This is a genomic window from Salinispira pacifica, from assembly GCF_000507245.1.
Lineage (GTDB): Bacteria > Spirochaetota > Spirochaetia > DSM-27196 > Salinispiraceae > Salinispira > Salinispira pacifica.
In genome coordinates, this window is the sequence record NC_023035.1 from 3331353 (window position 1) to 3357974 (window position 26622).

The 26622-nt window shown below is 54.8% G+C and carries 8 protein-coding genes; 4 read left to right on the top strand and 4 right to left on the bottom strand.

Annotation, left to right across the window (positions count from 1 at the left end):
• The first annotated feature begins 24 nt into the window (after positions 1-24).
• From L21SP2_RS14590 to L21SP2_RS14600, 3 genes are read left to right on the top strand one after another with little or no spacing between them, the layout of a single operon-like run.
• Positions 25-1659: a hypothetical protein gene (locus L21SP2_RS14590; protein WP_024269346.1), complete on the top strand. Its 1635-nt coding sequence runs from the start codon at positions 25-27 to the stop codon at positions 1657-1659.
• Positions 1656-3461, top strand: coding sequence for a TonB-dependent receptor (locus tag L21SP2_RS14595; RefSeq protein ID WP_024269347.1), 1806 nt, complete (start codon positions 1656-1658; stop codon positions 3459-3461). The genes L21SP2_RS14590 and L21SP2_RS14595 overlap by 4 nt, the downstream gene beginning before the upstream one ends.
• A 48-nt stretch (positions 3462-3509) precedes the next feature.
• Complete coding sequence (locus L21SP2_RS14600; RefSeq protein ID WP_024269348.1) at positions 3510-4619, top strand: hypothetical protein; 1110 nt, start codon at positions 3510-3512, stop codon at positions 4617-4619.
• A gap of 237 nt (positions 4620-4856) precedes the next feature.
• On the opposite strand, the gene L21SP2_RS14605 is transcribed toward L21SP2_RS14600, so the two are convergent.
• Positions 4857-15539, bottom strand: coding sequence for a beta strand repeat-containing protein (locus L21SP2_RS14605; RefSeq protein WP_144083022.1), 10683 nt, complete (start codon positions 15537-15539; stop codon positions 4857-4859).
• A gap of 93 nt (positions 15540-15632) precedes the next feature.
• Positions 15633-22334: an Ig-like domain-containing protein gene (locus L21SP2_RS14610; RefSeq protein WP_144083023.1), complete on the bottom strand. Its 6702-nt coding sequence runs from the start codon at positions 22332-22334 to the stop codon at positions 15633-15635.
• 418 nt (positions 22335-22752) lie between these two features.
• Here L21SP2_RS14610 and L21SP2_RS14615 point away from each other — a divergent pair, with 418 nt between their 5' ends.
• On the top strand, positions 22753-24603 hold the full coding sequence (locus L21SP2_RS14615; protein ID WP_024269351.1) for a methyl-accepting chemotaxis protein: 1851 nt from the start codon (positions 22753-22755) through the stop codon (positions 24601-24603).
• 26 nt (positions 24604-24629) lie between these two features.
• On the opposite strand, the gene L21SP2_RS19300 is transcribed toward L21SP2_RS14615, so the two are convergent.
• Together L21SP2_RS19300 and L21SP2_RS17610 are read right to left on the bottom strand one after the other, a co-directional pair.
• Positions 24630-24716, bottom strand: coding sequence for a hypothetical protein (locus L21SP2_RS19300; protein WP_425277217.1), 87 nt, complete (start codon positions 24714-24716; stop codon positions 24630-24632).
• A 17-nt stretch (positions 24717-24733) separates the two neighbouring features.
• Complete coding sequence (locus L21SP2_RS17610; RefSeq protein WP_024269352.1) at positions 24734-26494, bottom strand: histidine kinase N-terminal 7TM domain-containing protein; 1761 nt, start codon at positions 26492-26494, stop codon at positions 24734-24736.
• Positions 26495-26622 lie beyond the last annotated feature (128 nt).

The window sequence follows — 26622 nt, forward strand, 5'->3', positions numbered from 1 at the left end:
GGGCATTCAGGATATTATGTTTCCATGAACACGCCTAACTTTCGCCCGGTTTTCGCCGTACTGGTACTCATGCTGCTGGCGGTGCCGGCGCTGAGCGCTCAGCAGAAAATGGTTCCTCTTTCCTCGGATGCATACGATACAGTTGAACAGGAATTCATCCGGCAGGGAATTGCACCTCCGTTTAATGCCAGACCCTGGTCCGTTGAGGAGTTTCGTTTTTATTACCGGCAGATTGGGGCCGATATTCCGGCGGAGTTGATGCAGGAACCGGATTATCATGAGCCGGGTCTTTCTGTCGGGTTTATTCCTTCGGTGAACCTGGAAGCCTATGCGAAGACTAACCCGGATGGTGATGAGGATTATGAATTGCCGTGGCTATACGGGTTCGGCAGCCGCACTCCGGTTGTGGAGTTGGGGCTGGATATGTTCATTTTGGAATCCGCCTACCTGGGCGGGGACGTGGAGCTTCGCCAGGAATACTTTGCAACAGACAAACAGGGGAATCCTTCAAATGTAAATGCTGATTTCGGATTCTATGATGTACAGTTCCCGTTTACTGCCTACGGTACAGTGGGAGGACCCCACTGGACGCTTTTGGCCGGGCGAAATGATCTTGCGCTGGGACCGGGACGGTTCGAGCAGCTGATTGTTTCCGATTCACCTCACTGGCTTGATCAGCTTAGGCTATCGGCCTGGTGGAAGAATTTCAAATACAGCATGGCGCTTATTTATGTGCAGCCGTACCTCACCGGAAGCGAGCGGCAGGCTGCGGCCGATTACACCACCACTGACGGCGATTCGTCGAATATTTTTCCTTCCAAGTATTTCATATTCCATCGTTTCGATATGAAATTTTTTCAGCGCTGGAATTTTGCCATCACCGAGGGACTGAGCTGGGGCGGCCGCCCCCTGGACCTGCGTTTTCTGAATCCGGTGGGAATTATGCACAATTTTTATGAGTGGGATTATGCCGCCAGCATGCTGAGTCTGGATACGGAGGTTGTACCGGTCAAAAATCTTCTACTGTATGGTCAGTTCATGTTCAATTCCATACAGTCCTCCTATGAAAAGCAGCGGTATACCGACGCTGCCATTCCTTCGGCCATGGGATGGATGGCGGGTATTCAGTTCGAGCCCCGGATTGAAGGCGCAGCAGAGGGATTGAGCGTCGGATTTGAATATATCCACAGCGACCCTTGGCTGTATATCCGGGAGCACAGCCTCAATTCATTCTTCTGGAGGCGAAAGGCGTTGAGCAATCTGGAAGGAGGAAACCCGCTGATCAGCGAGCCCCTGGGGTTCAGCTGGGGTCCGGACACTGTTTCCTACACTTTTTGGACAGACATCCAGGGTATTGCCGGTGTGAGGAATTTAGATCTGGATCTTCGCTTCAGCATAGTCGAGGACGGCGAACAGGATATCCTCACCCCCTACGATACCGGCGAGGAAGCCGTAACCATGCGGACACCCACGGGCACCCCTGAATTATGGCGCATTTTGAATATTCAACCTTCATACAGGCTGCCTGAAAGAACCTGGGGACGCCTTTCTTTTTGGATAAATACTGATATATTATGGCTGAATAATGCATTTCACGATCCCGGCCGCCGTGAGTTTGATATGCAAATGACATTCGGCGCCGGCTGGAGTTTACAATGACCATTTCCCGGATTTTATCCTCGCTTTATAAAGTGATTGCCGCAGCAGTGGTAATTTCGGCTTCGGCGGCCCCGCTTCTTCACTCACAGCAGGCACTGGCCGATATTTCTCTTTCGGACCTGGAGTCGCCCATATATGCGGATCTGCAGATGTGGGAGGAAGCCGGTTTCATTCCCGGGCTTCCCATTATGCGCCCATACAGTTATCAGCAGGTGCTTTATGCACTGCAGCATGTGATAGCCAAGGCAGACAGTAACTCAGAGGCAGCAGTTAAGGCCGGTGAGTATTACCGGAAACTGAATACCCCCGATCCTCGGTATGCATTCTCCTTTACACCTCAATTCCGGGTGTCCGGCGACGGTGAAGAGGACGGGTTCTATACCAACACCCCTCCCGGGCTGGGTTTTGCATGGAACATTCAGGAGTCCGATCGGGGAAAAACCTGGGCGGAACTTCACTACGAAGCCCAGATGCTGGATTCGGAAAACGCAAGTGCCCTTCCGGCAGGAGTACGGGAAACATCTGACTATATTCCCGACTGGTCGGATATCGATCTGTTCGGCCGGAATATCAGCATTCGTCAGTTTGTCTACAGCCTGCTGGATATCAGCAGGATGAGCATGGACGGCAGGGCGGCAACCAATTTCAGGGTGGGAACCCACCGAAGCAGCGCCGGTCCCTTCCATAACGACGGCATTCTGATATCTCCCGACGCACCCGCCGCTGGCCATTTTTCTCTGAATTACGGCAGACAGTTCGGAAAACCTGACTCCGAAGGGTTTTCCCCGGGGATGAATTATGCATCACAGCTGAGCATCCTTTCCGCCACAGACGATAACGGAGAAGGCCGGTACGGCGGAAAGTACATGATGTTTCATATGTTGAGAGTACAGGCCGCTGACTGGCTGAGCCTCGGTATTATCGAATCGGTTGTTTGGGGCGAGCGGCTTGAGCTGTACTATCTCATCCCCCTTTCAAGCTACTTTCTGAATCAGGGGCTTACCGGTTTCGGCGATAACTCCCTGCTGGGTGTGGAGGCCATCTTCACCCCCGCAGCGTCTATCAAAATACCAGTGCAGATTTATGCGGATGATGTTCATTTCAACGATATTATCCGTTTCGAGTTCAACACCAAATACAAGTTCGCCGCCCAGACCGGTATCAGCTGGACGCCGCTGGTGCCCTGGCTGCAGAGGCTCTCTTTTGACTACAGCGCAGTGATGCCCTATATGTACACCCACTGGGACGAACGGACTCAGGTCTTCGACAGCAGCCGCGGGGGAGATGCAAACTACAGCAACTACACCCACCGGGGTGAAAATATCGGCCCGGGACTGGATCCCAACAGCGACCGATGGAGGCTTGAGTGGAAGGCAGAACCCATCTCCGGATCGAACAACTTCCTCCCCGGACTGGAGCTGGGGCTGAACAGCGCCATTCAGTATATGCGCCACGGGAACGCCAGCGCCGGGATCATCGACGGAGCTTCCGGCGACATTTTCGATCCGGGCTACATAGGCCGCACGCCCACCTTTCAAGCCCCGTATCCTGAAGAACAACTTAACGGGCAACCTTACACACGCTTTCTCACCCAGGATGTACTTGAGCATACCCTGCAGCTTTCCCTGGAAACTGATGTGAGACTGCGCAGCGTCTCTGCCGAAAAGCCCGCATACCGGGGACCGGCGCTGAACATGGGGCTGGGCTACACCCTGGAGCGAATCTGGAACCGGGATTTAATTGCCGGTGACAATAGCTGGGGTCACTATTTCAGGGTGGATTTCACTATTTCTTTCCCCTGATCGTGAGCCGGCTCAGCGGAAGAACCACAAAAACTTGGAGTGCATACCATGAGCAGGATGAGTCTGAAGATGAAGATAATTACCGCCGTTTCAGGGGCAGTTGCAGCAGCAATCATACTTACCGTTCTGCTTGTGCCTTCCCGGTTTCGCGTCGGGGCGGCGGGCCTTCCTTCAGAATTTACTTCGGTAATTGAAACGGCCATGGATTCTGTTGTCAGCGGCAATATGAGTCTGGGGGAAAACAGGGCTGACCTCCACCTCACCGCCCCGTCCCCGGCAATCATTCCCGCAGCTCCCATGAATGCGCCGGCGGGAGAGCATCTGTTCGCCGCGCTGGATCCCATGGTGTGGATTCACAACGAAAATCTGATTCCCCGGCAGCCGGGCGGTCGTGTGCTGGAAGACTATCCCCTTGAAGAAATGGCTGACGCACTGACTCCCTTTGTTTCTTCTGAAGATCGTTTTTACCCCGTGGCCATCCCCGGAGATTACCCGGAATTGTTTCTCCCCGTTCTGGTGATGCTCAGTGAATCTCTGCAGGGGTTTGTGAATGAGGAAGTGTTTGATTCCTGGGATGAGCTACTTGCGAACCCCCGAACCTGGCGGGATTCGGGCTACTTTGACCGTGCATACGAGCTGCTTGATGACTGGGCGAACCGGGGCATTATTTCCCCCCAGTGGTGGGACATGGATGAACCGGCGTACCGGGACGCAGCCCTGGAAGGCCGGGCGGGGCTGTTCCCCCATTATCTCAGCTGGAAGCGGCTGGCGCCGGCGGAAGAGCGTTTCTACTGGAAGGTTATCCCCGCCGTCTCCGGCAGGGGCGTACGCACAATCCGGCCGGTTACCCGTGCAGCAGTCTGGAGCGCCGGCAGCCGCAGTACTGCCTTAATTGAGAGTTCTCCATCCGGTTCTCCATCCGGTTCGGCATCCCCTTCTCCGGCCTCAACCGCCGGGCTGCTGGAGAAGCTCCCCGAAAAGCACAGAGAAACGGCCTCCAGGCTCATTCGGGCCGTGCAGGGGCGGACTTCCCGGGAGAGGATCGTTACTCATACCGGCTGGACGCCGGCAATTTCGGGCAGCAGTGTAGTAAATAAAGAGGACCGGGATGCCAGAACCATGCTGGCCTCCGCGGATTTCTGGATTATTGTGCGCTGAGCCGGCAGTCTGTCTCAACAATTCGCCTAGTGAAGGCTCTCCGTTCAAAGGATATTCTTTCCAAAAAAGCACCTGTCGCCAATAGACTCTTCAGCAACGTACCTGGCGGCACATCACAAATAACGGGGCGGCGCAAGACTGCCGCCCCGTTTCTAAACTTGCAGAGCACTGTTAGAAACCGTATCTGCGTCGGTACTCTTTCCCGGCAGTACCTTATACGGTGCCGCCGGGGAAGGCCTACTCTTCATCTTCCAGTATCACCAGATCATAATTCCCGCTTCCGTAGCCGATGGCCACTTTACCTGCAGTGGATGTGACCCAGGCTCCGCTGGTAGGCCGGGCCACGATACTTGTTCTCTGGCTGTTTACAATGGAATTGGTGGCAACCACTCCGTACTCCCAGGCTCCAAGGGTACTGTCGTAGTAGGCCATTTTCAGTCCGGAGAAGGTTCCAATACCGTTTCCTGTCAGATATGACACATAGGGAGTGTCCCCGGCCAGATCCATATCGGCCCATGATCCCACCGCTCCTTCGCTGTCAATAATCTCACTGGTCTGGAATGTGTAGCTTCCGGTACCATCGATGTTCGGTGCATAAAGGTACAGAAGGTCGCCAGTGGATACACGGTGAGCCACCGCATGAATATTGCCCGATGCATCGAGCTTCATATCCACATAATATCCTGCAGTATCATCGTTGGTGTCTGCTGCCGGGAATACATCGGTGACAGTCCATTCGCTGCTGTTGGCAGGTTCGGGAGTGTTTCCCCGGGCAATCTGCAGAGTACGCTGGGTGGTGTTGTAAAAGATGATTACCGGGCGTACATCGGTTGCGTCGGATCCGCCGATGCTGTCCACTGCAATGCTGGACCAAACACCCACATCCTCTCCGCTGCTGGTGGGAGAAGCGGTTGTGTCCTCCACACCTGCAACCACCGTAGCACCGCTGGTTTCGTTTCCTCCGTTGGTGGCTACGATTTCGTTGGCGCCGTCGGTTATGGCATATTTCAGCGTCTTGGAATAGGCATCATAATACGACACATAGTTTCTGCCGTTCACTTCGTCGCGAACAATTCTGGGATTCTGAAACTGATACAGAGTTTCATCTTCACCGTCGGCATAATTAGGCGTATCGGCATCTCCGTTACCCAAGCGTTCGATATAAGCCACATTTCCATTATTATTCTCAGTCACCAGATACCCCCAGGCGTTTCCGCCGTTGTAATAATTCTGGAGATAGGTGATATGTCTGCTTCCGTCGGGGGCCACAAGAATATCGGTCCATTCCGGCGGGTCATAGATGGAGAAATAGCTGGTCCGGTTCACTACAGGTCCCATTGCTGCGCTATACATGTCGGAGGTTGCATAGTATGACCATGAGGCCCACAACTGCCATGTATTCCGGTCAGCCTCCATGGCGGGATGCACCGGTGAAAGGCTCTGATCAAAGCTGCCTTCATAGTTCCACATCTGCACATAGCGGTCGTCGGTCCAGAGAGTGGATGCCAGTCCGCTCCCATCGTCTTCCTTTTGCCAGTCCCTGCTGCTTCCATTTCTGTTATTTATGCTCTCAATCCCGTTTACCATTACGCTCAGCCATCCGGAATGGGTAAGATTGGATGAGTCGGTTATGCTGATATGCGTGGCCTCCGTATTTGCACTGTAGTTTGCAGCCCCAAGGTCGTCATTGGCAGATCGGTCGTCATTGTACACACGTACCCAGGATGTTCCGGTTTCGGCCAGGTTGTATCCGGTTATCAGAATTTCCCGTCCTGCCTGAGCTTCGTTTTCCCTGAGGATAAACTTTCCGAACCGGCTTCTGAAGGTATTCTCCGCACCGTCGGGTCTGATAATTGAGCTAATGTACGGCACCACATCCACCTGCATGGTCCGATTTACGCTGTTTCCGCCGGCATCAAAAATATCAAAGCTCAGAACCACATTATTCTCAGCCACATTGGCTATCCGGGAGCTGTCGAATTCAAAGTCCCAGTTAAACACATTGCCCGTATCTTCATTCAGATACTCACTGCCGTCTACGGTAAAACTCCAGTCCGGGCTGGTTCCTGCTCCGCTTCCGAATACGGTGAACGCAGTTCCGCCGTTGTACCCGGGTATGCTCACATCGATCCGGTCGATAATCTGGTTATCCCATGCCTTACCCTGAATAATAACCCGGCCTGAAATATCCGCATCCGTGCCGTCATGAAGGCTGTCTGCGGCATATTCCACATGCCCAAGTCGGGTATCACCTGACATGGCGATATTTTCTTCATAGTCAGTCACCGGCTGAAGAGCTTTTTGTGTATCATCAGCATCTTCATTATAGCCTTGACCGAAGGGAGCAATATCCAAATTCGGAGCTGTATCATCCACGTTATCTATGGTCAGCCCCAGGGTCACCGCTGCGCTGAGTTCATCCGTAGAGTCCGCATCGTCGCTGGTGGTGCTGTCATACACGGTTATCTCAATCGTCTGATCGTTATCGCTGCTGCTTTCGGTGAATGCACTGGTATCAATTTCCACCGCCGAGTCTGTAAGCGCACCATTCTGTTCCGTGCCGTTATACACAATAGAGTAGCGCAGCGTACCGTTTCCTCCGGCGCTGTTCACAGCGATGTAAAGCAAGTCGTTCCGGGCGGTAAAGTTTGAGCTTCCGTATCCGCTGGAGATGGTGGTGCCCTGCTCATCTGCTTCAACTGTTCCGCTGGCATCCAGATCGGTACCCAGCACCAGGGAGTTGATGGCAGGCTTGTTGTTGGCAATAAACGCAGCCTGGGCGGCTTCAGAAAAGTTGCCGGCAAAATCCACCGCTCTGCTGTGGAGGGTTACTGCACCGTCATTCACAGCGGTGGAGTCGAAGAGGGCAGACCACTGATAAGTTCCGGCACTCAGGGCAAGCCGTTCGTCAAATCCGTCCCCGTCCCCTGAGGGAAGGCCGTCGGATCCGGCGGCTCCGCTTTCCAGCTCGTTGTCTATTACAATCCGGTAATCGTCGAATGCCGGGTTGTCAAGATCGTAGACGTCGGCCGCCGTGAAGCTGGATGTGGTCCCGCTGCCGTTTTTCAGCTGTATGAGATCGCCGTTCCGGTCGGTAAGATACAATACTACCCGGTCGATTCCCGCAACGGTTCCCGTATCCCGAACGGTACCCTGCAGTTCCGCAGCCGTACCGATTATTTCCGTACTTCCGGTAACCGCCAGATCTGAGGGGGTAATGTTATCCACACTGAAGCTGATGAGGTTTTGGTTGGTGAAGGGACTGGGGCTTGTGGTATCTTCCGCAGTCACTTTCACACTCATGGAGCCTGCTCCGTTGTTATACAGGCCGGCAGCTTCGGTGTTGATTGGAATGCTGATGCGGTAACTTCCCGGGAATGCCCCATCGTAGTCAGGATCGCCGGTTCCCAGCAGTTCCACGGTAATTCCTTCCGCCGCCGCTGCAGCTGTCTCAAGACCTGTGGTGTTGGCAGCTCCCGGGGGCAGAAGTCCGCCGGGATTGTCGAAGATTACCGTATTATCCAGCAGAGGTCCTTCGTTGGAGAAAATGATCCGGTCAATGTCCGTTTCATCCCGGACCAGTCCGCTGAGCAGATAGGTTCCGCTCACCGTGTCGCCGCTCACCAGAGTCATTCCTTCAAACTGGGGAAAGTCCTTATTGAAGGTGATGCTGATCTCTTCTTCCGCACCATAAATTCCGTCGCCGGGAGTCTGTTTGTAATCCTTGGCCCGTACTCGGATACCGATGGTCCGGGTGCTTCCCACACTGGGGTCAAACTCGCTGTTTTCATTCAGATTGATATTCCAGCTGTCGGTGCCGTTCACCTGGTACCAGTTCACGCCGTCAGATGTTTCATCCAGGGTTCCCTCGCTCCAGCTGTCGTTGGTATAGTCGCCGTCGTTGTCTGCGTCGATTGCAATCTGCACCTTCTCCACGAACTGACTGTCAAATGCCGAGCCGAATACCCGTACGAAACCTCCCACCGTCGCCCCGTCGTCGGGAGACAGGATGGTCACTTCCGGCCGGTCCCGTTTGGGGTCGATCTGAAGGGTGTAGCTTGTAAGATAATTTACGTTGCCGTCACCGGAAAGACCTGCACTGTCCTCCGCCCTCACGTACACGGTGAAGTCCCAGAGATCGGTCCATGTTTCCCCCGCATCTTCCACGCCGTCGCCGTCAAGGTCGCCGGTGTTCACCGCAAAAGTGCTGTTGGCATAGTCGTTGATGTTCAGGAAGGAGTAGGACCAGCTGGTTGTTCCGCCGGTATCGATCCAGGTGCTTGCTTCAAGAGTGGATGCATTGGTGGGGTCGATCTGTTTGCCCAGCCCGATGGATACGTTGTCCACACCGGCTCCTCCGGAGTTATCCGCAGTGGTTCCCCCTATGGTCAGAGGACCGAATACCGCTGAACCGTCTGCGGGGCTGGTGATGCTGATTGAAGGCGCGGTTTTATCCACAGTGAATGCCCGGGAAGCGATTCTGGTGTTGCCCACCCCGTCGGTTGCCTGTATGTACACGGTGTGAGCGCCGTCAGCCAGACTTCCCTGGGCTACGCTGAAACTCCAGTTGTCGTAGGGGGTGGAAATCAGGGTCGTTCCGCTGGAGAGATCGCTGTCGTCAAATTTATATTTCAGAGATACGATTCCCGATTCATCACCGCTGGTTCCGGCAAAATCGAAGCTGTCATTGGACGACCAGATCGTGCCGTTGGCCGGTCCGCTGACCGCCGCATCCGGCAGTTCGGTATCCAGACTGAAATCGATGCGTCCCGTGTCGGTTCTGGAATAGTCCATGGCCGAATAATCGCTTCCGTTGTTATCAACCGTATCTACCGAACGGACTCTGATCCCGCGCACGCCGTTTTCCGTATTTGAAAGGGTAATTTCCCAGTCCACGGTTTCTGCTCCATAGCCTGCACCGGTGAGGGTAACCGTCTCGCTTGTTACACTGTCATCCACCGCGTAGCTGTCGATGATGATCTGGGAGACCCCGTCATCATCGCTCACCGTGCCGGAAATAACCGGACTGGTCACACTGGATGATCCGTCAAAGGCGATTCCGTCGATGCTCACCTGGGGTGCGTCGCTGCTTTGATCGATGGTGAAGGTCAGGTCGTCCGTGCCTGAGGTGGAATATGCATTTCCCGCCTCATCTTCTGCACGTACTCTCAGGGTCAACTCGTACTGACCGCCGCCCAGGTCAAGGGCATAATTCAGCAGGGTGGAGTTTCTGGTATCCAGATTACTCAGGGTCCACAGGGTGGTACCGCTCACCGTGCCGGTGGGAAGGGGCATTTCCGCCCCTGCGTTATTCACATCCACAACCACAACATCCAGGTTCTGCACCCCGTATGCGTCGCTGCTGCTTCCGTTAATGCTGATACTATTGTTCTGATCCACACTGCCGAAATCGGTGGTGAACTCTGCAGTTGGAGCGGTGGTATCCACATACACCTGCCGGCTGTCTTCACGGGTATTTCCGCCCAAATCCTGGCTGCGGAGAATCACCTGATACAAACCGTCACCCGCTGAAGTATCAACAGTATAGTCAAAATCCCTGCTGGCATCCCCGGAGGAACCGGTCAAACTGGTGGAAGTGAAGGCCTGGATTTCCACATTGTCCCGAAGAATGCGGATGTCCACCGTATCCACCCCATTGCTGTCGTCTGCGGTTCCGCTGACAGTAAAATCGCCGTTCTGATAACTGAAGTTGGCCGGTGTAAGGCCGCTTAAGGTGGGTGCACCGGTGTCCTGGGTGAAACTTCGGGTAAATACATCCGAGTTCACCGGGGTTGGGTTGTTGTCTTCCGCCCTGAGCTCGATTGCCTTGGGCCCGTCGGTGGCGCTGCTGAATGAAAAACTGAAGGAGCGGTCGGTTACCGATCCTGTGGTGCTCACATTGGTCCAGCTCCCCCAGGTTCCGCCGCCGTCGCTGGAGAACCGGTACTGAACTGAGTCGGCGTTCACACCCACTCCATCGTCATCGCTCACCGTACCGCTTACATTGATGGTTTGGCTGCTGATGGTTTCCCCGTCTGTGGGAGCGCTGATGTTCAGAACAGGTTTGTCGCTATCCTGATACACCCGGAGGGTCTGCGTTGAGCTGGCACTGTTTCCATTGCGGTCTATGGCACGAACGCTCACATCGAGATCGCTTCCGTCCGCAACTGCGCTGCTGTCCACTCCGGTAATGTCGAAGGTACTGCCCAGAGTAAGGGCCGTCCAGCTGCCGCCCCCGTCAATTGAGTACTCAAGACTGCTGAGATTTCCCACCCCGCCGTTCTCGGTGATTGATCCGGAGATATCCATCTCCCCGTTGGCGTATATTCTCCCCGCCTGGGGTAGAGGGTCCCCATCAAAACTGTCAATATAGGGGTCGGGGTTATTGAAACTGATGGATGGAGCCACCCGGTCAAGATTCACATCCTTTTCCACCACTGCGGTTTTTCCCGCAGCGTCATAGACGGTAAATCGGTAGGTATAGACGTCGTCGCTGTCGCCGCCGTCGATGGTTCTGGTATAACTCCAGTCTCCGGTGCCTGAATCGAAGCTGGCGGTTCCCGCTGAACTGTATGTTCCCGCCCCGATTTTCTCTTCCACTTCTATGCGGTCCACAGCATTGCTGTCCGCCGCATCTCCAGAAATGCTGAAGCCCGCATTGCGGTACATGGTGCTCAGTCCGCCGTCAATGCTTATGGTAGGCGCATTCTGATCAATACCGAAATCATGAGTGGTCATGGCGGACTGGTTGCCCGAATTATCCACGGCGATCACAAAAAGACTGCGCTCCCCTTCTCCGCTTAAGGAAATGGTGGCGTTCCAGCTCGTGGTGCCGCTGGCCGGCTGCCAGCCTGAATCGCTCAAGTCGGTGGTGGGGCTGCTTCCCCGGGCACCAACACGGTAGTATACCGAATCGATACCTGCTGCACCGTTATCCGTTGCGCTGCCCTGCACCGCGTAGCTGGACCCGCTGAGCCACTGATCCGCAGCCGGATCGCTCACTCCGGGAGCATTCGGCGCACTGCTGTCCACAACAATTTCTTTCTGCACCGAATTCTGCCGCCCCACGCTGTCAGTGAGAGTAATTACATACACATAGGAGCCCTCGCCGGCGGATATGTCTGTGTCTACCGACCAGGTTCGCGAACTGTCACCATCGGCCCCGTTGAGAACCCCGGTTGCGCTGAAAATATCCGCGGCAGCACCGCCGTCCTTGGACTGGGTGACCGCCACCGAGCTCACCCCGTTGGTGTCGTTGGCCGTACCGCTGATGGTAAAGTCAGCCGCCTTGTAGAGGATTACATCGCCCCAGTCGGCCCCGCCGTCTTCTTCCAGATTGGAGACAAAGGGTGCTGACTGATCCACTACGAAAATCTGTTCAACCGCCGGGGCAAGATTCCCCGCCTTGTCCCGTGCCCGGACCCAGGCGCTATGAGATCCTTCAGCCAGGCCGGTGTCTGCGCCGGCTCCGTCAATATCAAGATCCACGGAAAAATTCCAGGACGAAGGCGATCCGGAAACCGCCGACCAGCTGCCGTCTGTTCCGTCTGTGCTGTCCAGGGAGTATTCCACGCCGCCGGACCCCAGTGACGCCAGGCCGCTGCCGCTGTCGCCGGCGCTTCCCAGAAGGCTTACCACATTCCCGGAGACATAATCTCCCGGATCATCGAAGCTCAAGGATTCGGGTGCGGTTTCATCGATCACCACCGTCCGGGTGAGCTCTGTTGTCCGGCCGGCCACATCTTCTGCGGTGAGGGTGTAGACCCATTCACCGTCGTCTGTGCCGTCTCCCGGAAGAGTTACCGGATGGCTGAACGCTCCGGAGCCTGCTGTGGTGAAAATCACTCCCTGATCCGCACCATCTTTTTCGGCACGTATTTCAAGGGATCCAAAGGCGTTGGTATCGCTTGCCGAACCGCTGAGGGTGAAATCCGTGTTGGTTTCCCCCGGGGCTCCGCTTTCGCTGAGAACCGGATCAGCTGTGTCATAGAAGAAATCTACTTCTGCAAGACTCGGATCGTTCAAGCCGTCACTTGCCCGCACCCACAGGGTTTTGGCTCCCTGTCCCCCTGAAGAGAAATCCACGTCGGCCACAGTCCAGTTCAGGCCGCCCAGGGAAATGGGAGTCCATGTTCCGTCGGACCCGTCACTGCTGTCCAGGGAATATTCCAGGCTGTCCACACCTGCACCGCCGTTATCGGTAATCTGACCGCGGATATCGTAATCGGTTATTTCAACATATTCACCATTCACCGGATTGGTAACCACCAGTTCGGGACTGAGGGTATCGATGGTGAACTGGCGGGTTTCGCTGTTGGTTTTTGTCGGTCCTGTTGTGAAGTCATCGGCCTGCACTTCCATGCTGTAGTCGCCGTCGTCGCTGTTAGCTGCCCGGTCCACCGGCATTTCATAGCGCCAGGTAACCACATCGTCACCGTAGCTTCCGCTGACGATTTCAAGGTTTCCGGTTCCCGCCGGAATTTCCACGCTGTCAATATAGAGTCGCACCTCTTCTATGCCGTTGGGGTCCGAGGCGGTACCGGTGATTACCAGCTCGTAGTTTCCGTCGGAATCTCCGTCGCTGCCGTTGCTCACCGCAGCCGGAACCGGAGAAGTAATAATAATGCTGGGAGGACCGAAATCCAGAGTGAAGGGGATCCATGCGCTGCTTTGCCCGACTGTTCCATTAATATCTTCTGAACGCACCTGAAAGCTGTGAACGCCCTGGGGAAGATTTTCAAGAGAATGGGCCCAGGTTACTTCTCCGCCGTCAACATCAGGCTGATTGCTCACATTGACCCAGTCTTCGCTTTCATTGGTATCCAGAATATCCCCGTCGGAGGTAATATCTTCACCGTCCAGGGGCGCGCCGTCATTATACACATCAATACGGATCTGTACGGTGTCCGCATCCACCGCATCGTCATCGTTCACCTTTCCAAAAATGCTGGCTCCGTTGCCTAATATGTTGTCTGCAGCGGTTCCGCCGGATTGGATATTGGAATAGCTGATCACCGGAATGTCGGAGCTTTGATCCACCCGTATGTGGCGAACCGATGAGGATGAATCGCTTACGTTGCCTGCTGCATCAACGACAAAAAATCGGAGAGTGTAATCCCCGTCCCCGTCAGGAAAGAGGGCCGGATCAGTGGTGTCTATACCGGTGCGGGTCCAGTTGGCAAGTCCCGAAGGTGTTAACCAGCTTCCGTCAAAACTTGCCGGCGCCGGCTGTGCGGCCTGAATGCCGCTCTCGATTTTTCCGTATACCGCCTTCAGAGGATTCAGTCCGTCGTCGGCAATCCCGCTGATGCTGATAATTCCGTTCACCGCGTCGCTTGGCTGGGAATACTCGTTGGGATAGGTAAGGCTCATGGTGGGCTGTACGGTATCTCCCACAAAGCTGTAGGTGCTCTGCCCCCAGCCTCCGTCCACACCGGCGCGAATCTTGAATGACTGGGATCCGTTTCCAAGGGTAAAATCTGTTCCGGCGGTAATGCTGGTTTCATAAGTTCCGTTCACAGCATTTCCTGATGTCAGATAAGCAGATGCCGGATCAAGTTCTATTGCATCGCTCCAGTCGTCATCTCCCGGGGTTACATCAATTTCTATCCGTCCTGAGTTCAGATTGGTAATATCAAACTGGAAATCCAGGGTTTCGCCGGTTCCCACATACTTTCCCTGCTGAGGTGACTGAATCACCAGACCGGGAACTCCCTCGGGCACACTGAAACGTACCGGCTGACTTGTAGCCTCTAAACCGTTTATGTCCGTTGCCCGGAGCTGAATATAGTAATCGTTGCCGCTGGGCAGATCCGATTCATAGCTCCAGTTGCTGCCCTCAAGGGTTAACGGAGAATCCTCCACGAGCCCGCCGGCATCATCGTAATTCACGTAACTTGTATATTCAAAGATCTTCACTTCCGCAGAGGCCACAGGTCCGTCGTCGTCCTCCACAAATCCGTTAAAACGCTGGGGGGAGGCGAAGGGATTGCTGCCGGTCTCCGACGGACTGTAAAACCCGAATTGGGGCATGTCCGAGTCGGGGTTCACATTGAGCATCAGATGATCCGCCGGATCGGCGTCATGCCGCAGACTTGCCAGGCTAACATTCAAGGTTCCAGGGAGAGTTTCTCCCCCGTACTCATAGGCGTTAATGTCTTCAATATTGGGCAGATCGCTTACATCGTCGGCATTGGTTCTGATATCCGCAAAATGATAAAACCAGGGATTGAAGTTTCCCGAGTTATCATATGCCCGGACTATCAGGTAATACTCGCCGTTCAGACCGCCGTCCAGAGAGGATGCATCGAAGCTGTAGTACCAGCTGGAGGTTCCGGTGGCCTTCACATCGGTGAAAACGGCGGAATCATCCGAACGGTCATAGAGGGAGAGGAGGACCTCTTTGACCCGGGTGGTATCCGCAGCTTCTCCCTTTATGGTGACCACATTGTTGAACTCTGCATCGTTTCCATACAAATCCGGGGTGGTGACCAGCACCGTGGGAGGATTGTTGTCCACGGTGAGAAGGAGGTTAATGCTTGCATTCTTTCCTGAAGCATCTGTAACATTGAGCTGATAATCCACGTCCCCGTCGTTCAGGGAGCTGCTGTCGATTTTCACCGACCAGGTCTCGCCGTCAAGAGCTGCATTGAATGTATCGGTGCCGTCGCTGACGGTCACCGAATCAACCCGGAAGTCGTCTTCAACGGTTCCCGAAAGGGTGAAACTTCCCCCCACGTAATCGCCGTTGCTGTGACTCTCCACGCTGATCTTGGGAGGATCAATATCCACCTCATCGCCCAGGCCGGGCTTTAAAAGATCACAGGTGCTCAGGCCGAGCACCGCCGCCGCGATAACGGCAACGTCAAATATCCGTCGAATCCTTTGCAGGGTGTGTGAACGCTTCGTATTTCCTCTCATATTTTTCAATCCTCTCTTTACTGCCGCGGGAAAAATCTTTCCCATTTCCATGGAAAGGTTCATCCCTGTTTTCCAGGCCGGTTTAGCCAGCGCCTAGAACAGATTTATCCGCATTCCGAAGGCCAGGCGGTATTTAATTCCTCCCTGGATATCGGATGAAATAAACCAGAACTGGTTTTCCACATACGCCGCATAGGCGTTCATTGCATTCCATTTTTCAATTTCAACTTTCAGAAGTTCAAGCTGGACGATTACCGCCCCCAGCACCAGACCGTCGGCTTCCGTGCTTCCCTGGGACGTTGAAGAATCCATGGTGAAATACTGGAAAGCCGATCCCACCGCAAGGCTGCTGGAGAGAAATTCCCAGTCCGGTCCGAACAGAAATCCGTAGGGCAGACTGGCCACGTTGGCAAGAAGCTTCAGCCCCAGCACGTTACCGTTGAACCTGCCCTCCGGGGCCTGCCCCCCCAGCACCTGGAGCTTTACGTTGTTGTCGAAGAAGGTAAGTCCCAGCCCCGCTTCCCAGTAGGTGGCACCCAGAACATGAAGATCCACATACAGCCCCTGAATGAACTGGGGCACTTCATAGCTGTTCTTGCTCCTGGGGCGGAGGGTGAGCTGCACATCTTTCAGCCCGTTTGCATCCCAGGCGGTTCCGCTTACCTCCAGCTCTTCGTTCAGTGCGATATTTTCCTCGGGGGTAATGATGCTCACACTGGGAAGGGTGTCATCCACCCGGGTGAAGATCCGGCTCACTGCAGTCTCCCCGGATGCAAATCGGGAGCGAACCATGACGCTCAACGGGCCGTCATTCAGATCCTGGGTTTCCAGCCGGAACTTCCATTCCTCCCGTGGCCGCATGGAGGTGAAACTGCTTCCGTTATCCAGTGAGTATTCAAGACTCACCAGCTCATACTGCTTTTCCAGCTCCCGCTGTTCCTTCCGGCTCATCTCATCTGCTTCCGATGCACCGTCCGGTCCGGACTCCCGGAAATACCCGGTGCGCCCGCTGATCCAGGGGCGCTGACTGGCAAAATCGCCGGTCCCCATGGAATCGATGCTCACCCAGGGACCTTCCGCCCGGTAGTCGATTCTGCTCCGGGGGATGAGACCTCCGTTTTCACTGTCAGCGGATGAGGCGGTATCCGGCAGAATTCTGAACAGATGAGATCCGTCGGCGATTTCACCGGGTTCAAAGCTCCGGCTGAAATAGCCGTTGTCGTCGGTTTTCAGTACATCAAAAGATGATCCGTCCATGGTGAGAACCACCTGGGACGGGATTTCTCCGTCCACCGCGTATGCCCGGCCTTCCAGGGTGAAGTGACCTGAAACCCTGCTTCCGTCAAAAGGATGCAGCAGGGCAAGCCGCCCCTCATTCTCGGGAATCACTCTGATAATATCCCGGGAAACCATGCTCTCATTCTCCGCATCATCCCGGGCGAAAATGCTCAGGTTGTACAATCCGGGCTCAAGGCCGGAAATATCAATCTGTTCCAGAACAACCCGCCGGGGTTCAAAATATCCCCCGAGCATGGTCTCACCGCCGACCTGTTGTTCCTGTGCGTTCCCGTCATCATCTGCAGCTGCCGCTGTGTCCGTTGTTGCGTCAGGCAGCAGCCGGGTAATCTGATACCGGATATCTGCAACCGTCAGCTCGTCGCTTACCCGAAGCTGAACCGGCAGACTGTACTCAACCTCACTGCCCTCCCGGGGAAGGGAAAGTTCCATTGCCGGAGGAGTGTTATCCAGGGTGATAATGCTTGAAGAAACCGATTCCACGCCGTAGCCGTCAACCGCCTTTATGAGCATGAGATAGCTTCGATCCACCAGAATGCTGCTGTCCAGATCATAACTCCAGGTTTCCCCGCCCCGGGTCTGCTGGAAGCTGTTGCCCCCGTCCAGGGAAATCCAGACGCTCTCTATGCCGTTGGCATCCGATGCGCTTCCTTCAAGGGTCACAGTCCCGCCGTTGGTGCTGCCCAGCTCAGGTGAAAGCAGCTGCGCCCGGGGTTTTTCCCGGCTCACCCGGAATGGCGTTGAAAGCACATCGCTTTCCACACCGTATATATCCACTGCGATAACATCCAGAACATGTTCGTTATCTTCCAGCTCTTCGAAGGGGATACGAATCTCAAAACTGTTGGCCCCCTCCACCGTGTCCGCCCGACGGTATTCTCCGTCATCCAGCCGGTAGCGGATAGAATCTACACCATCGTCGTCAATCACCGTACCGCTGAACAATGCGTCGGACTCAAACAGGGCATCTTCTTCGGGAAATTCCATGCTGATCTTCGGCTTGTCCGAGGCGGGGTCAAAGTTCAGATCCACGTCCCGCCTCCGGGTATTTCCTGCGCTGTCACTCAGCTCAAGATATACTTGCCGGGGAAATTCGGCGTAGGGAGACAGATCAAGAAGATGCTCCAGCACGCCGTGTTCGCTCTGTTTCTCTTCAAATTTCAGTTCAATCTCATCGGCGGCTTCTTCTGAGGTTTCTTCTGCGGCGTCTTCGGGGGCCTCATCGCCTGCCTCGGCACCGTCGCTTTCACCGTTACCTGCAGCAGGCACGGCCAGGGCGAACCGCCCGCCCGGCTCATGGCTGAACTGATCCCACACCAGGAAAAAGAGGGAATTACGACCGTTCACCACCTCATCACCCGGAAGAATCTGCTCAATTTCCGGGCCTTCAGTATCCAGCGTAAGAAGTCTGCGCACCGTGGTGAAATTGCCGGAGGCATCCTCAGCCCGTACCGTCAGTTCAAGGGGACCCTGATCGGCGCCGGCCTTTATCAGCTCTTCAGCACCAATTGCGAAGGAGAACGCACCTCTCCGCCCGGCATTCCGGTCTGCGGCTGCCGGATCATTTTCCCCGGTGGATGCACCATTATCCGGAGAACCCGATGGAAAGACCGCCGAATCCTGTGTGAGGACCCGGAAATTATTGCCGTTCAGGCTGTAGCTGAGCACCGGCAGACCGCCGGTATTCTGGCTGGTTTTTCGGCCGCTACTTGCGCTGGCGTCATTTTCTTCGGCGGCAATACCAAAGGCGTCATTATCCGCAGCAGTTCCGGATATCCGAAGCACGTTGAGGTTTTCCCCTTCAACAGGGGTATTCAGGATGAGTTCCGGAGCAAGGGTATCGAAGCTTACCCCGTCTATTGTTCTGTCAAAAACCTGGCCGTCAACGGTTTCCAGTTCCAGCTTCAGCTCTTCCCAGCGGAGAACCTCTGCTGGAGTGAGGCGGACGATCCATGAACTTCCCGCCTGATCCACCCCGGCCGCGGGAAGACCCGCAGGCCTTGCAGTATCGGCCCCGTCGACATTCACGCTACCATCCCCTGAAGCGGATGCAGTTGCCGTTCTCGCGGCTTCCGGAGGTCGGCCGTTAAACAGATAGATGTAGCTGCCCGGCTTCTCTTCAACAGGATACCAGCCTTCCCGGTCGTCAATAATCCGGTTCTCCGTCGATTCCCTGAGGTGGAAATCCAGAAAACCGGTGACTTCTCGACCGAACTCATCGCTTATCCGCAGGCTGATGCCATGCCGCCCCGCCCTGAGACTGCGGTCCCGGTTTTCCAGGGGAACGGCAAAAGCGTACCCGCCGGCATCCCGGGAGCTGAGGTTCAGCTCTATCTCTTCACCGCCGTCCAGTACGTATACGGCCTCTTCAATTTTTCCGTCATAGTCGAATGTTCCCGTTATTGCCGCCGGCTCTTCGCCGGAAAAGCGGGGGATTTCTTCCAGCTGCCTGTCAGCGAACACCAGCGTGCCGGTTTCCGGGGCGATGGTGAAGCTCACGCTTGCGGAAACGCTTCGCTCTCTGCCCTCATCATCCCCTTCACGAAATTCAATATAGGGCAGTTCGGCTTTCAGCTGATGCTGCCCTGCACCGGGAAAGGGAAACTCTGTGAATGCTTCAGGTCCGCCGGATATGCTTCGGGGTTCGCCGCCGTTCAGGGAGATGAGAATATTCCCGGCATACTCAAATCTGCCGTTCCCGCTTCCCTTGGACACAACCCCCACCGGCAGAGCCTGGCTATCGCCGTGGAGATCACGGGGAAGGAGCCCTGCGTCAGATGAGAAAAAGGGAATAACCAGCCGCATGTTCATACCGGCTTCTTCCGGAGCCGCCCCGCCGGATACCAAAAGGGACCGGGACGCAATCCGCCCTGCGGCATCTTCGGCATAGACGGTGATCATGCTTCCGGGGTATACGATTTCGGAATCGGGGACGCTGATCTCAAAGCTGCCGTCGCCGTCCAGGGCAACCGCTGTGCCCCCGTTCTCTTGGTTTGTTTGGCCATTTGTTTGGCCGGCTGCATCGGCAGATACATACCACAGACGCCGGATTTCCGTATCGTCCTCTGCGGTTCCTCTCACCACGCCGGAGGATGCGGCAGTATCTTCAAGGCTGATATCAGGAGCATCCAGGTCCGATATGATCACCGGCAGATCCCGGGTGTACTGTGTACCCCGGTCGGTAGTAATGCGTACTGCGGCTCCCCGGAGAATCCCTGAGGTCCGGGCAGAGATGCTCAGCCTGTTTCCCCGGCTCCTGAGGCGGAAATCCGAAGCTGCGGCGGCATTGTCATCTCCGGCTTCGTCGTTTTCCGGATTGTCGTTTCCACCGGGGAGAGTTAATTCTGCCGACTCCACGTCCTGTCCGAAAAATACAAGGTCAAATACTTCCCCGGCCCCAAGAACCACCGCCTCGCCGGTAGGGACGGCTGCTCCGGAAGCCATTTCGGTCGCTTCTATGGGAAGCTGGAGCCGGGGTTCGCCGGTATACACGCTGAGGTTTTCAATCCACAGGGGAAAAATATTTTCAGACACAGAACCAAGCTCATCTATGGCCCGGATCTTCACCGGCACATATCCATAGGGAAGGGACGTATCTGTCGAATCGGCAAGAGGAAGAGTGAACTTCCACTGTGTTCCCGGGCTGTCATTTCTGCTCTCTGTGGGCCCGCTCTCTGTCGAATCTCTTTCGGGCCCGCTCGCTGTCGATTCACTTTCAACGGCTTCCAGCTTCAGCTCCAGGTCATCCCGGCCGGGAATGCTGGCCACGATTCGGCCTTTTCCGCTGTGAAAGTTCACATATCCTTCAAGCCCTGCATACTCATCGCTTCGGAATCCGATTCCCGGTTCATAGGCCAGTTCGCCCGCCGGCTGCCGGCTGCCGGGCTCCCCGGCGTCGGAACTCCGGACACCGGTATTTCCGCCATTCTCTGCTGCACGGGGCAGCACTTTCGCCATTTCAACCCGGGGATTCCGGGGTTTCAACAGAAAATCACGGCTCAGCTCTTCGCCTTGAAGCCCGTAGATATCTTCCGCCCGGATACGAAGCTCATGCTCTCCCGGCGGAAGATCTGAAATATCAATGGTAAAGCTCCGGGGCGTGTCGATTCGCACTTCTTCTCCCCGGTTCAGACTGTAGATAACCGCACCGGGAGCATCGTCGTCCAGCACCCAGCCGCTGATCTGCTCACCCAGGCGGTAGGAGGGCAGTTCGTCTTCCCCCGTTTGATCCGGCTCTTCTCCCGGAGATTGTGTTTCACCCAGGGCTCCGGCAAAGCTGATGCGGGGGCGGTCGGCCTGAACGTTCAGCTCTTTGCGATAGCGGATATTGGTGCTGTTACCGGCGGGATCGGTGAGGACGAACTCCAGATCCAGTTCATCGGCTCCGCTGAGCTCCACCGGCGCCTGCCAGTAGGGGTTGCCGGGCTCCATCGCGATTTCCGTCGCTTCTTCTCCGCGGTAGGCCCAGCTGAGACTCTCAATGCCGTTATCGTCCCGGGCGCGGCCCAGTACGCTGAAATTGCCATCGGCCTGGAGATCTTCAGTGGGATACACAATCTCCAGTTCGGGGGGAGTGTTGTCAACAAACAGAAGGAGTGATGCCCTGGACCTGGAACCCTGACTGTCTTCTGCGCGGAACACCAGAACCCGGGGCCCGTCTTCCATTTCCCGGGTATCCACATCCAGTGCGAAACTGCGCTCACCGGCGCCGTCCCTGCCTTTCAGCCGGATCTCATCCCACTGGTCGCCGCTTCGGATATGCATGGCCGCTACGCCGTTAGAATCGCTCAACGTGCCGCTGACCTTCAGCCGGCCGCTCACCAGTCTGCCGTTCTCATGACTCTCGATGGTTATTTCAGGGATATTTCTGTCCAGAATAAAGGAAACCGCAGTTTCCGGACCGGTGAGACCGTTCACATCCACCGCCCTGCTCACAATGGTGTAGGGTCCGTCTTCCAGATCGGATACATCAATTGACGCTGACCAGAATTCCTTCCCTTCGGCTCCATTGAAGCCTGATGCATCCGCGTCCCGGGGATCGTCTCCGGGGATCAGCTGATATTCCACGGAAGAAACCGCATCATCATCCACCGCAGAACCAAGCGCGGAAAAATTCCCGGCCACCCGTTCGTTCAATGCGGGAAAGGTGACAGAAGAGCGGGGAAGATCAGATTCGGGATCCACCCTGATATCCACAGGAGGGGCTTCAAGAATATTACCCGCCTCGTCCTCTGCTGTCACAAGCAGATTGTAGCGGCCGGGATCAAGCCCGCTCAAATCCAACTGTTTGCGCCACTGCAGCAGGCCGTCCACCTGCCGGGGGACATTCAACAGCTCCTGCTCTTCTCCGGCTGAACCACCCTCTGAACCCACTGGATCCGCGGGAGTTGGAGAATCGCCGGGTGCCCCGGCTTCTTCCTGTGCGTGCACAGGCCATGTCAGCAAAACGAGAAAAATACACGATGTCAGAACGGTCTTGAATGCCTTCACTTCAATCACCCCACAATCAGCCTTACGAGAATCAACAAACAGATGTACTTTTTTACAATGATGCAGTTTTACATAGATGCAGAATCCGGAGCAGTTTTCCACAACACCGCTTTTTATCCGGATATCCCCGATTATTATTATCGGGTTATAATATAGCTCTGTATAGTAAGAACCCCTCTAGGATAATGGCTTCTTTGGAGATATTGGTTTACAAATTTTCATTGATGTATGCTGATTGAATTGGCTATGCATTTTGCATAGCGCAAGATGATTTCAATCATCCCCTCACCCTCACCAGCTCTATTTTCAGAAAAAAAACTTGCCTAATTTCTGTCCGTGATTATAATTTATTAACAGAACAGCAGCGGGTATCCATGCTGCCCATATATCAAAATATCCTGCATCTCAGGATCCAACAGAGGTAGGCATGACTGACTATTCATCTCTTCGTCGCAAGATTATTGGGAGAATCGTATTCGCATTTCTTACTCCCCCGTTTATCGCCGTTCTCACGGCGTTTTTTGCAGGTTTTATTCAATGGCCGGATGCAATTGCCGTGCTGAGCAGCCCCGTCGCAGTTCTGCAACTGGCATTGATGACTGGAATTGCTCTGATACTGGGGATGGTACTGGTATCTGTGTTGCAAAAGAGCAGAGAGCACGAGAAGCATCAGACTGCTGCCATTTCAGCTCTGAAAGGATTTATCCCCCTGTTCCTGCTTATTTCCCTTATCCACCTGTTAACAGGCGGTATGGTATTCATTCATGCTGCAGGAATCGAGTCTCAGCTCATGGGAACTGCCATCAGGATTATCCTCCTGGCCCAAATCGGATTAATTAGTCTGCCGGCGGGAGCAATGATCGACACCATTCTCATTCCCTACGCCACACATCTCCCTCTGGACCGAAAATCGTTTTCCGTCCCCCTGAAAGCCAAGCTTGCGCTCATTATTTCATTTGTCTCGGTCTCCGCCTACCTCTACCCCATGGGCCTGCGAATTGGAGATCAGGCCATGGCAGGAATTGAAATGGGTGTCTTTGACCTGCTGGGCTCCAACATCGTTCCTCTGGTAAACCTCGTACTTGGCCTCGCACTCAGCCTCAGTGTATTGAACAGCGCCATAACCAAACCGATTATCGCTCTCACACAGCGGATTCATGTTGCCAAAAACCACGACTACCGAATGGCCGACAACCCTATTTTCCGGGATGAACTGGGACTTGCGGAGAACGAGTTCAATGAACTCATGAGAACCATCTCAGACAATATGTCTTCAAGCAAGGTGTTTCTCCATGAGCTGGAAAACAGCAGTCACTCTCTTACATCAATGGTCAACGAAATAACCGCATCAGTGGTTCAGATCACCGCCAGCATCCAATCCATCGATCATCAGATGACTGACCAAAGCGCTCACGTAACCGAAACAAGCGCAGCAGTGGAACAGATTGCAAAAAATGTGGAAAGTCTCTCGGCAAACATTGACCTCCAGGTAGAAAATGTCAGCGAATCTTCAACCGCCGTTGAAGAAATGATTGCGAATATTTCCTCAATTTCTAAAATCAGCAGCGATGCCAAGGATTTGAGCAACGATTTGGAAACCACCTCCAGAAACGGTCTGGATCAGATAAGTGATTTACGACAGACCATGGACAGAATTGCAGCCAATTCCGAGAGTCTCCAGGAGGCAAACAAACTCATTTCGGATGTTGCAGGCCAGACAAATCTTCTGGCCATGAATGCGGCAATAGAAGCAGCCCATGCCGGTGATTCGGGAAGAGGGTTCAGCGTAGTGGCCGACGAAATCCGCAAACTGGCCGAGACCTCCGCCGAACAGTCAAAGACCATCTCCAATAACCTGAAAGCGGAAGCGGACAGTGTTAACACCGGGGTGCTTCAGACAGAATCCGCCGAACATGCTCTAGTGGATATCTCTGCAGCGGGAAAAAAGGTTCTATCCATCGTGGACTCTATCGAAACTGCCCTGCATGAGCAATCCAGCGGAAGCAAGGTCATTCTTCAGTCCCTGAATAGTGTGGATGAAATTTCAACCCAGGTGCGCTCCGGTGCTGCAGAAATGAAATCCGGCGCAGGAGAAATTGTCACTTCAATTCGAAGCCTCTCGGATATCTCCGAACGCATTACCCTCTCCACCGGGGAAATGTCCGAAGCGCTGAAAGAGATTCAACAGGCAATGCAGGATATTCAGGAGCAGGCTAACAGCAACAACGAAGAAGTTCAGATTCTCAGCAGAGAATACGACAAATACACCCTCTCCTGACATTCTTCCATTGTGGGTGGATGGATTTACCCGTCCCGGGGCAGCTTCAGGGTAAAACAGGTCTGTTCATCCCCGCTTTCCAGGTCGATACTTCCTCCATGGCGCTCAACCACGATGTCCCGGGCGATGCTCAGTCCCAGCCCGGTTCCCTGGCCGTTCTGCTGCCCGAGTCTTTGGTGGTGAAAAAGGGCTCGAAGATCTGTTCCCGGATTTCCTCAGGAATGGCCGAGCCGTTGTTGCAGATCCGGCAGCCCACCGTGTCATTATCGTAGAACGTCTCAATGCTGATTCGGGGGGGACGTTCACTGTTATCCTGGACGGCATGAACCGCATTGGTGATCAGGTTCAAAATCACCTGATTGATTTCTCCGGAATAAGCTGATACCGGGGGCAGTTCGGCATACCGGGCCTCCAGGTCAATCCGGCGGCTTGCCTGCATCAGCTCTCGGGTAATCTCCAGCGTACTGCGGATGCCCCGGTTCAGGTCATACAGCTCCATCTCCTCCCTCTTCCCCGGCCGGGAGAAGTGGAGCAGATTGTCCACAACAGCCAGAATACGCTGGAACCCCTCCTCTGAATCCTGGAGAAGTTCGCGAATTGTCAACAGCTGATCCGAGGGGATCTCGTTTTCAAATTGTACGCCCAGGGCTTCAAGCTTTTTGCGCAGGACCCGGAAGTTGCTCTGGAGGTAGCCCACCGGATTACGCATCTCGTGGGCAAGGCCGGCGGAGATCTGCCCGATGGATGCCAGCTTCTCCCGGTGGATCAGGCGCATTTGGGTCTCTTTCAGTTCTTCGTTGGCCCGGCGGGCATCGTCCAGGAGGGCCAGACGCTCCAGGGACAGGAGCACCTCTTCGCTTATGTCGGAAATCATCACCAGGGTGCCCACCTCCGAGGATGCAGATGCGGCAACGCTTCGCCCGGGCAGGCTGCGGATTGGGCGGACATACACATCGAAGTGCCGTTCTCTGCCGTCCATCTCAAGCTGCCTCTCAAAACTGCGGCTCCGGTTCAAATCGGTATCTCCCAAAAGAGCCACCAGCAGGGGAATCTCGTTGCGCTGCAGACCCAGGTTCTTTCCGGAAACATTCAACAGAGCTTCCGATGCGGAATTAATATCAACCAGCACACCCCCGGTATCAAAAATAAGCACCGCCTGATCCATGGAATCGATCACCAGATTCCTGGCCCGGGGAACAATTTGAAGCATTCTCTGCCAGAACACGCCGATGAAGAAAAACACCCCGGTGACCGCAAATGCAATGGGGGTGAAATCCTTGTAGCGCAGAAAGCTCAGGGGGAGCAGATACAGCATATTCACCACAAGGGGAAGGGACACCCCGGCTATGACCCAGAATGCACGGTTGGCATACACCCTGTCGGAAAGAATAATGTAGCGGATGATGATCAATGCACCGAACAGGAGCAGAGCATAGTGAAAAGCCCCATTGAACCAGAACCACAGACCGTATTCCGGTTCAACCGTGGAAACCCCGAACCGTGTCAGGTAATCCACCGACACATAAATGAGCCCGTGCTGCCTTGCGCTGAGCACCAGCAGGGTGGACAGCACCGGCACCACCGAAAGGAATCCCCACAAAAGCCTCTTTCGGGATATTCTTGCCTGAGTAAAGGAAAACGCAAAATGAAGCCACACAACCGGCAGCGCCGAATAAAACGGGAACTGGGCCACCGCCCAGTTATAGGTCCAGGTCTCCGACTCGGCGATCAGCTCCAGAATATTGGTGATCACCAGCAGCGCCGCCAGGACAAAATACACCATCAGCGCCTTTCCCACCGCTTCCCGGCGGTAACGCCACAGCACCACCTGGGTAACGATGATAATCCCCAGAGCTATGGGGGCAAGAATCAGAAACATGGTGTATTCCATGAGGTCCTCCTGATGAAACTTTTGGAGAAAGGTCCTAGCAATTGCTCATATGTAGGGCCTCCTGAAAAAACCCTATGCTGCAATTCTACCATACCCCGGAATATGTCAACATAGATTTCGCCTGGAGT

Bases quoted from the DNA above. Each gene is read 5' to 3' on its own strand.
- L21SP2_RS14590 (WP_024269346.1), top strand. From the start codon at position 25: ATGAACACGCCTAACTTTCGCCCGGTTTTCGCCGTACTGGTACTCATG.
- L21SP2_RS14595 (WP_024269347.1), top strand. From the start codon at position 1,656: ATGACCATTTCCCGGATTTTATCCTCGCTTTATAAAGTGATTGCCGCA.
- L21SP2_RS14600 (WP_024269348.1), top strand. From the start codon at position 3,510: ATGAGCAGGATGAGTCTGAAGATGAAGATAATTACCGCCGTTTCAGGG.
- L21SP2_RS14605 (WP_144083022.1), bottom strand. From the start codon at position 15,539: ATGAGAGGAAATACGAAGCGTTCACACACCCTGCAAAGGATTCGACGG.
- L21SP2_RS14615 (WP_024269351.1), top strand. From the start codon at position 22,753: ATGACTGACTATTCATCTCTTCGTCGCAAGATTATTGGGAGAATCGTA.
- L21SP2_RS17610 (WP_024269352.1), bottom strand. From the start codon at position 26,494: ATGGAATACACCATGTTTCTGATTCTTGCCCCCATAGCTCTGGGGATT.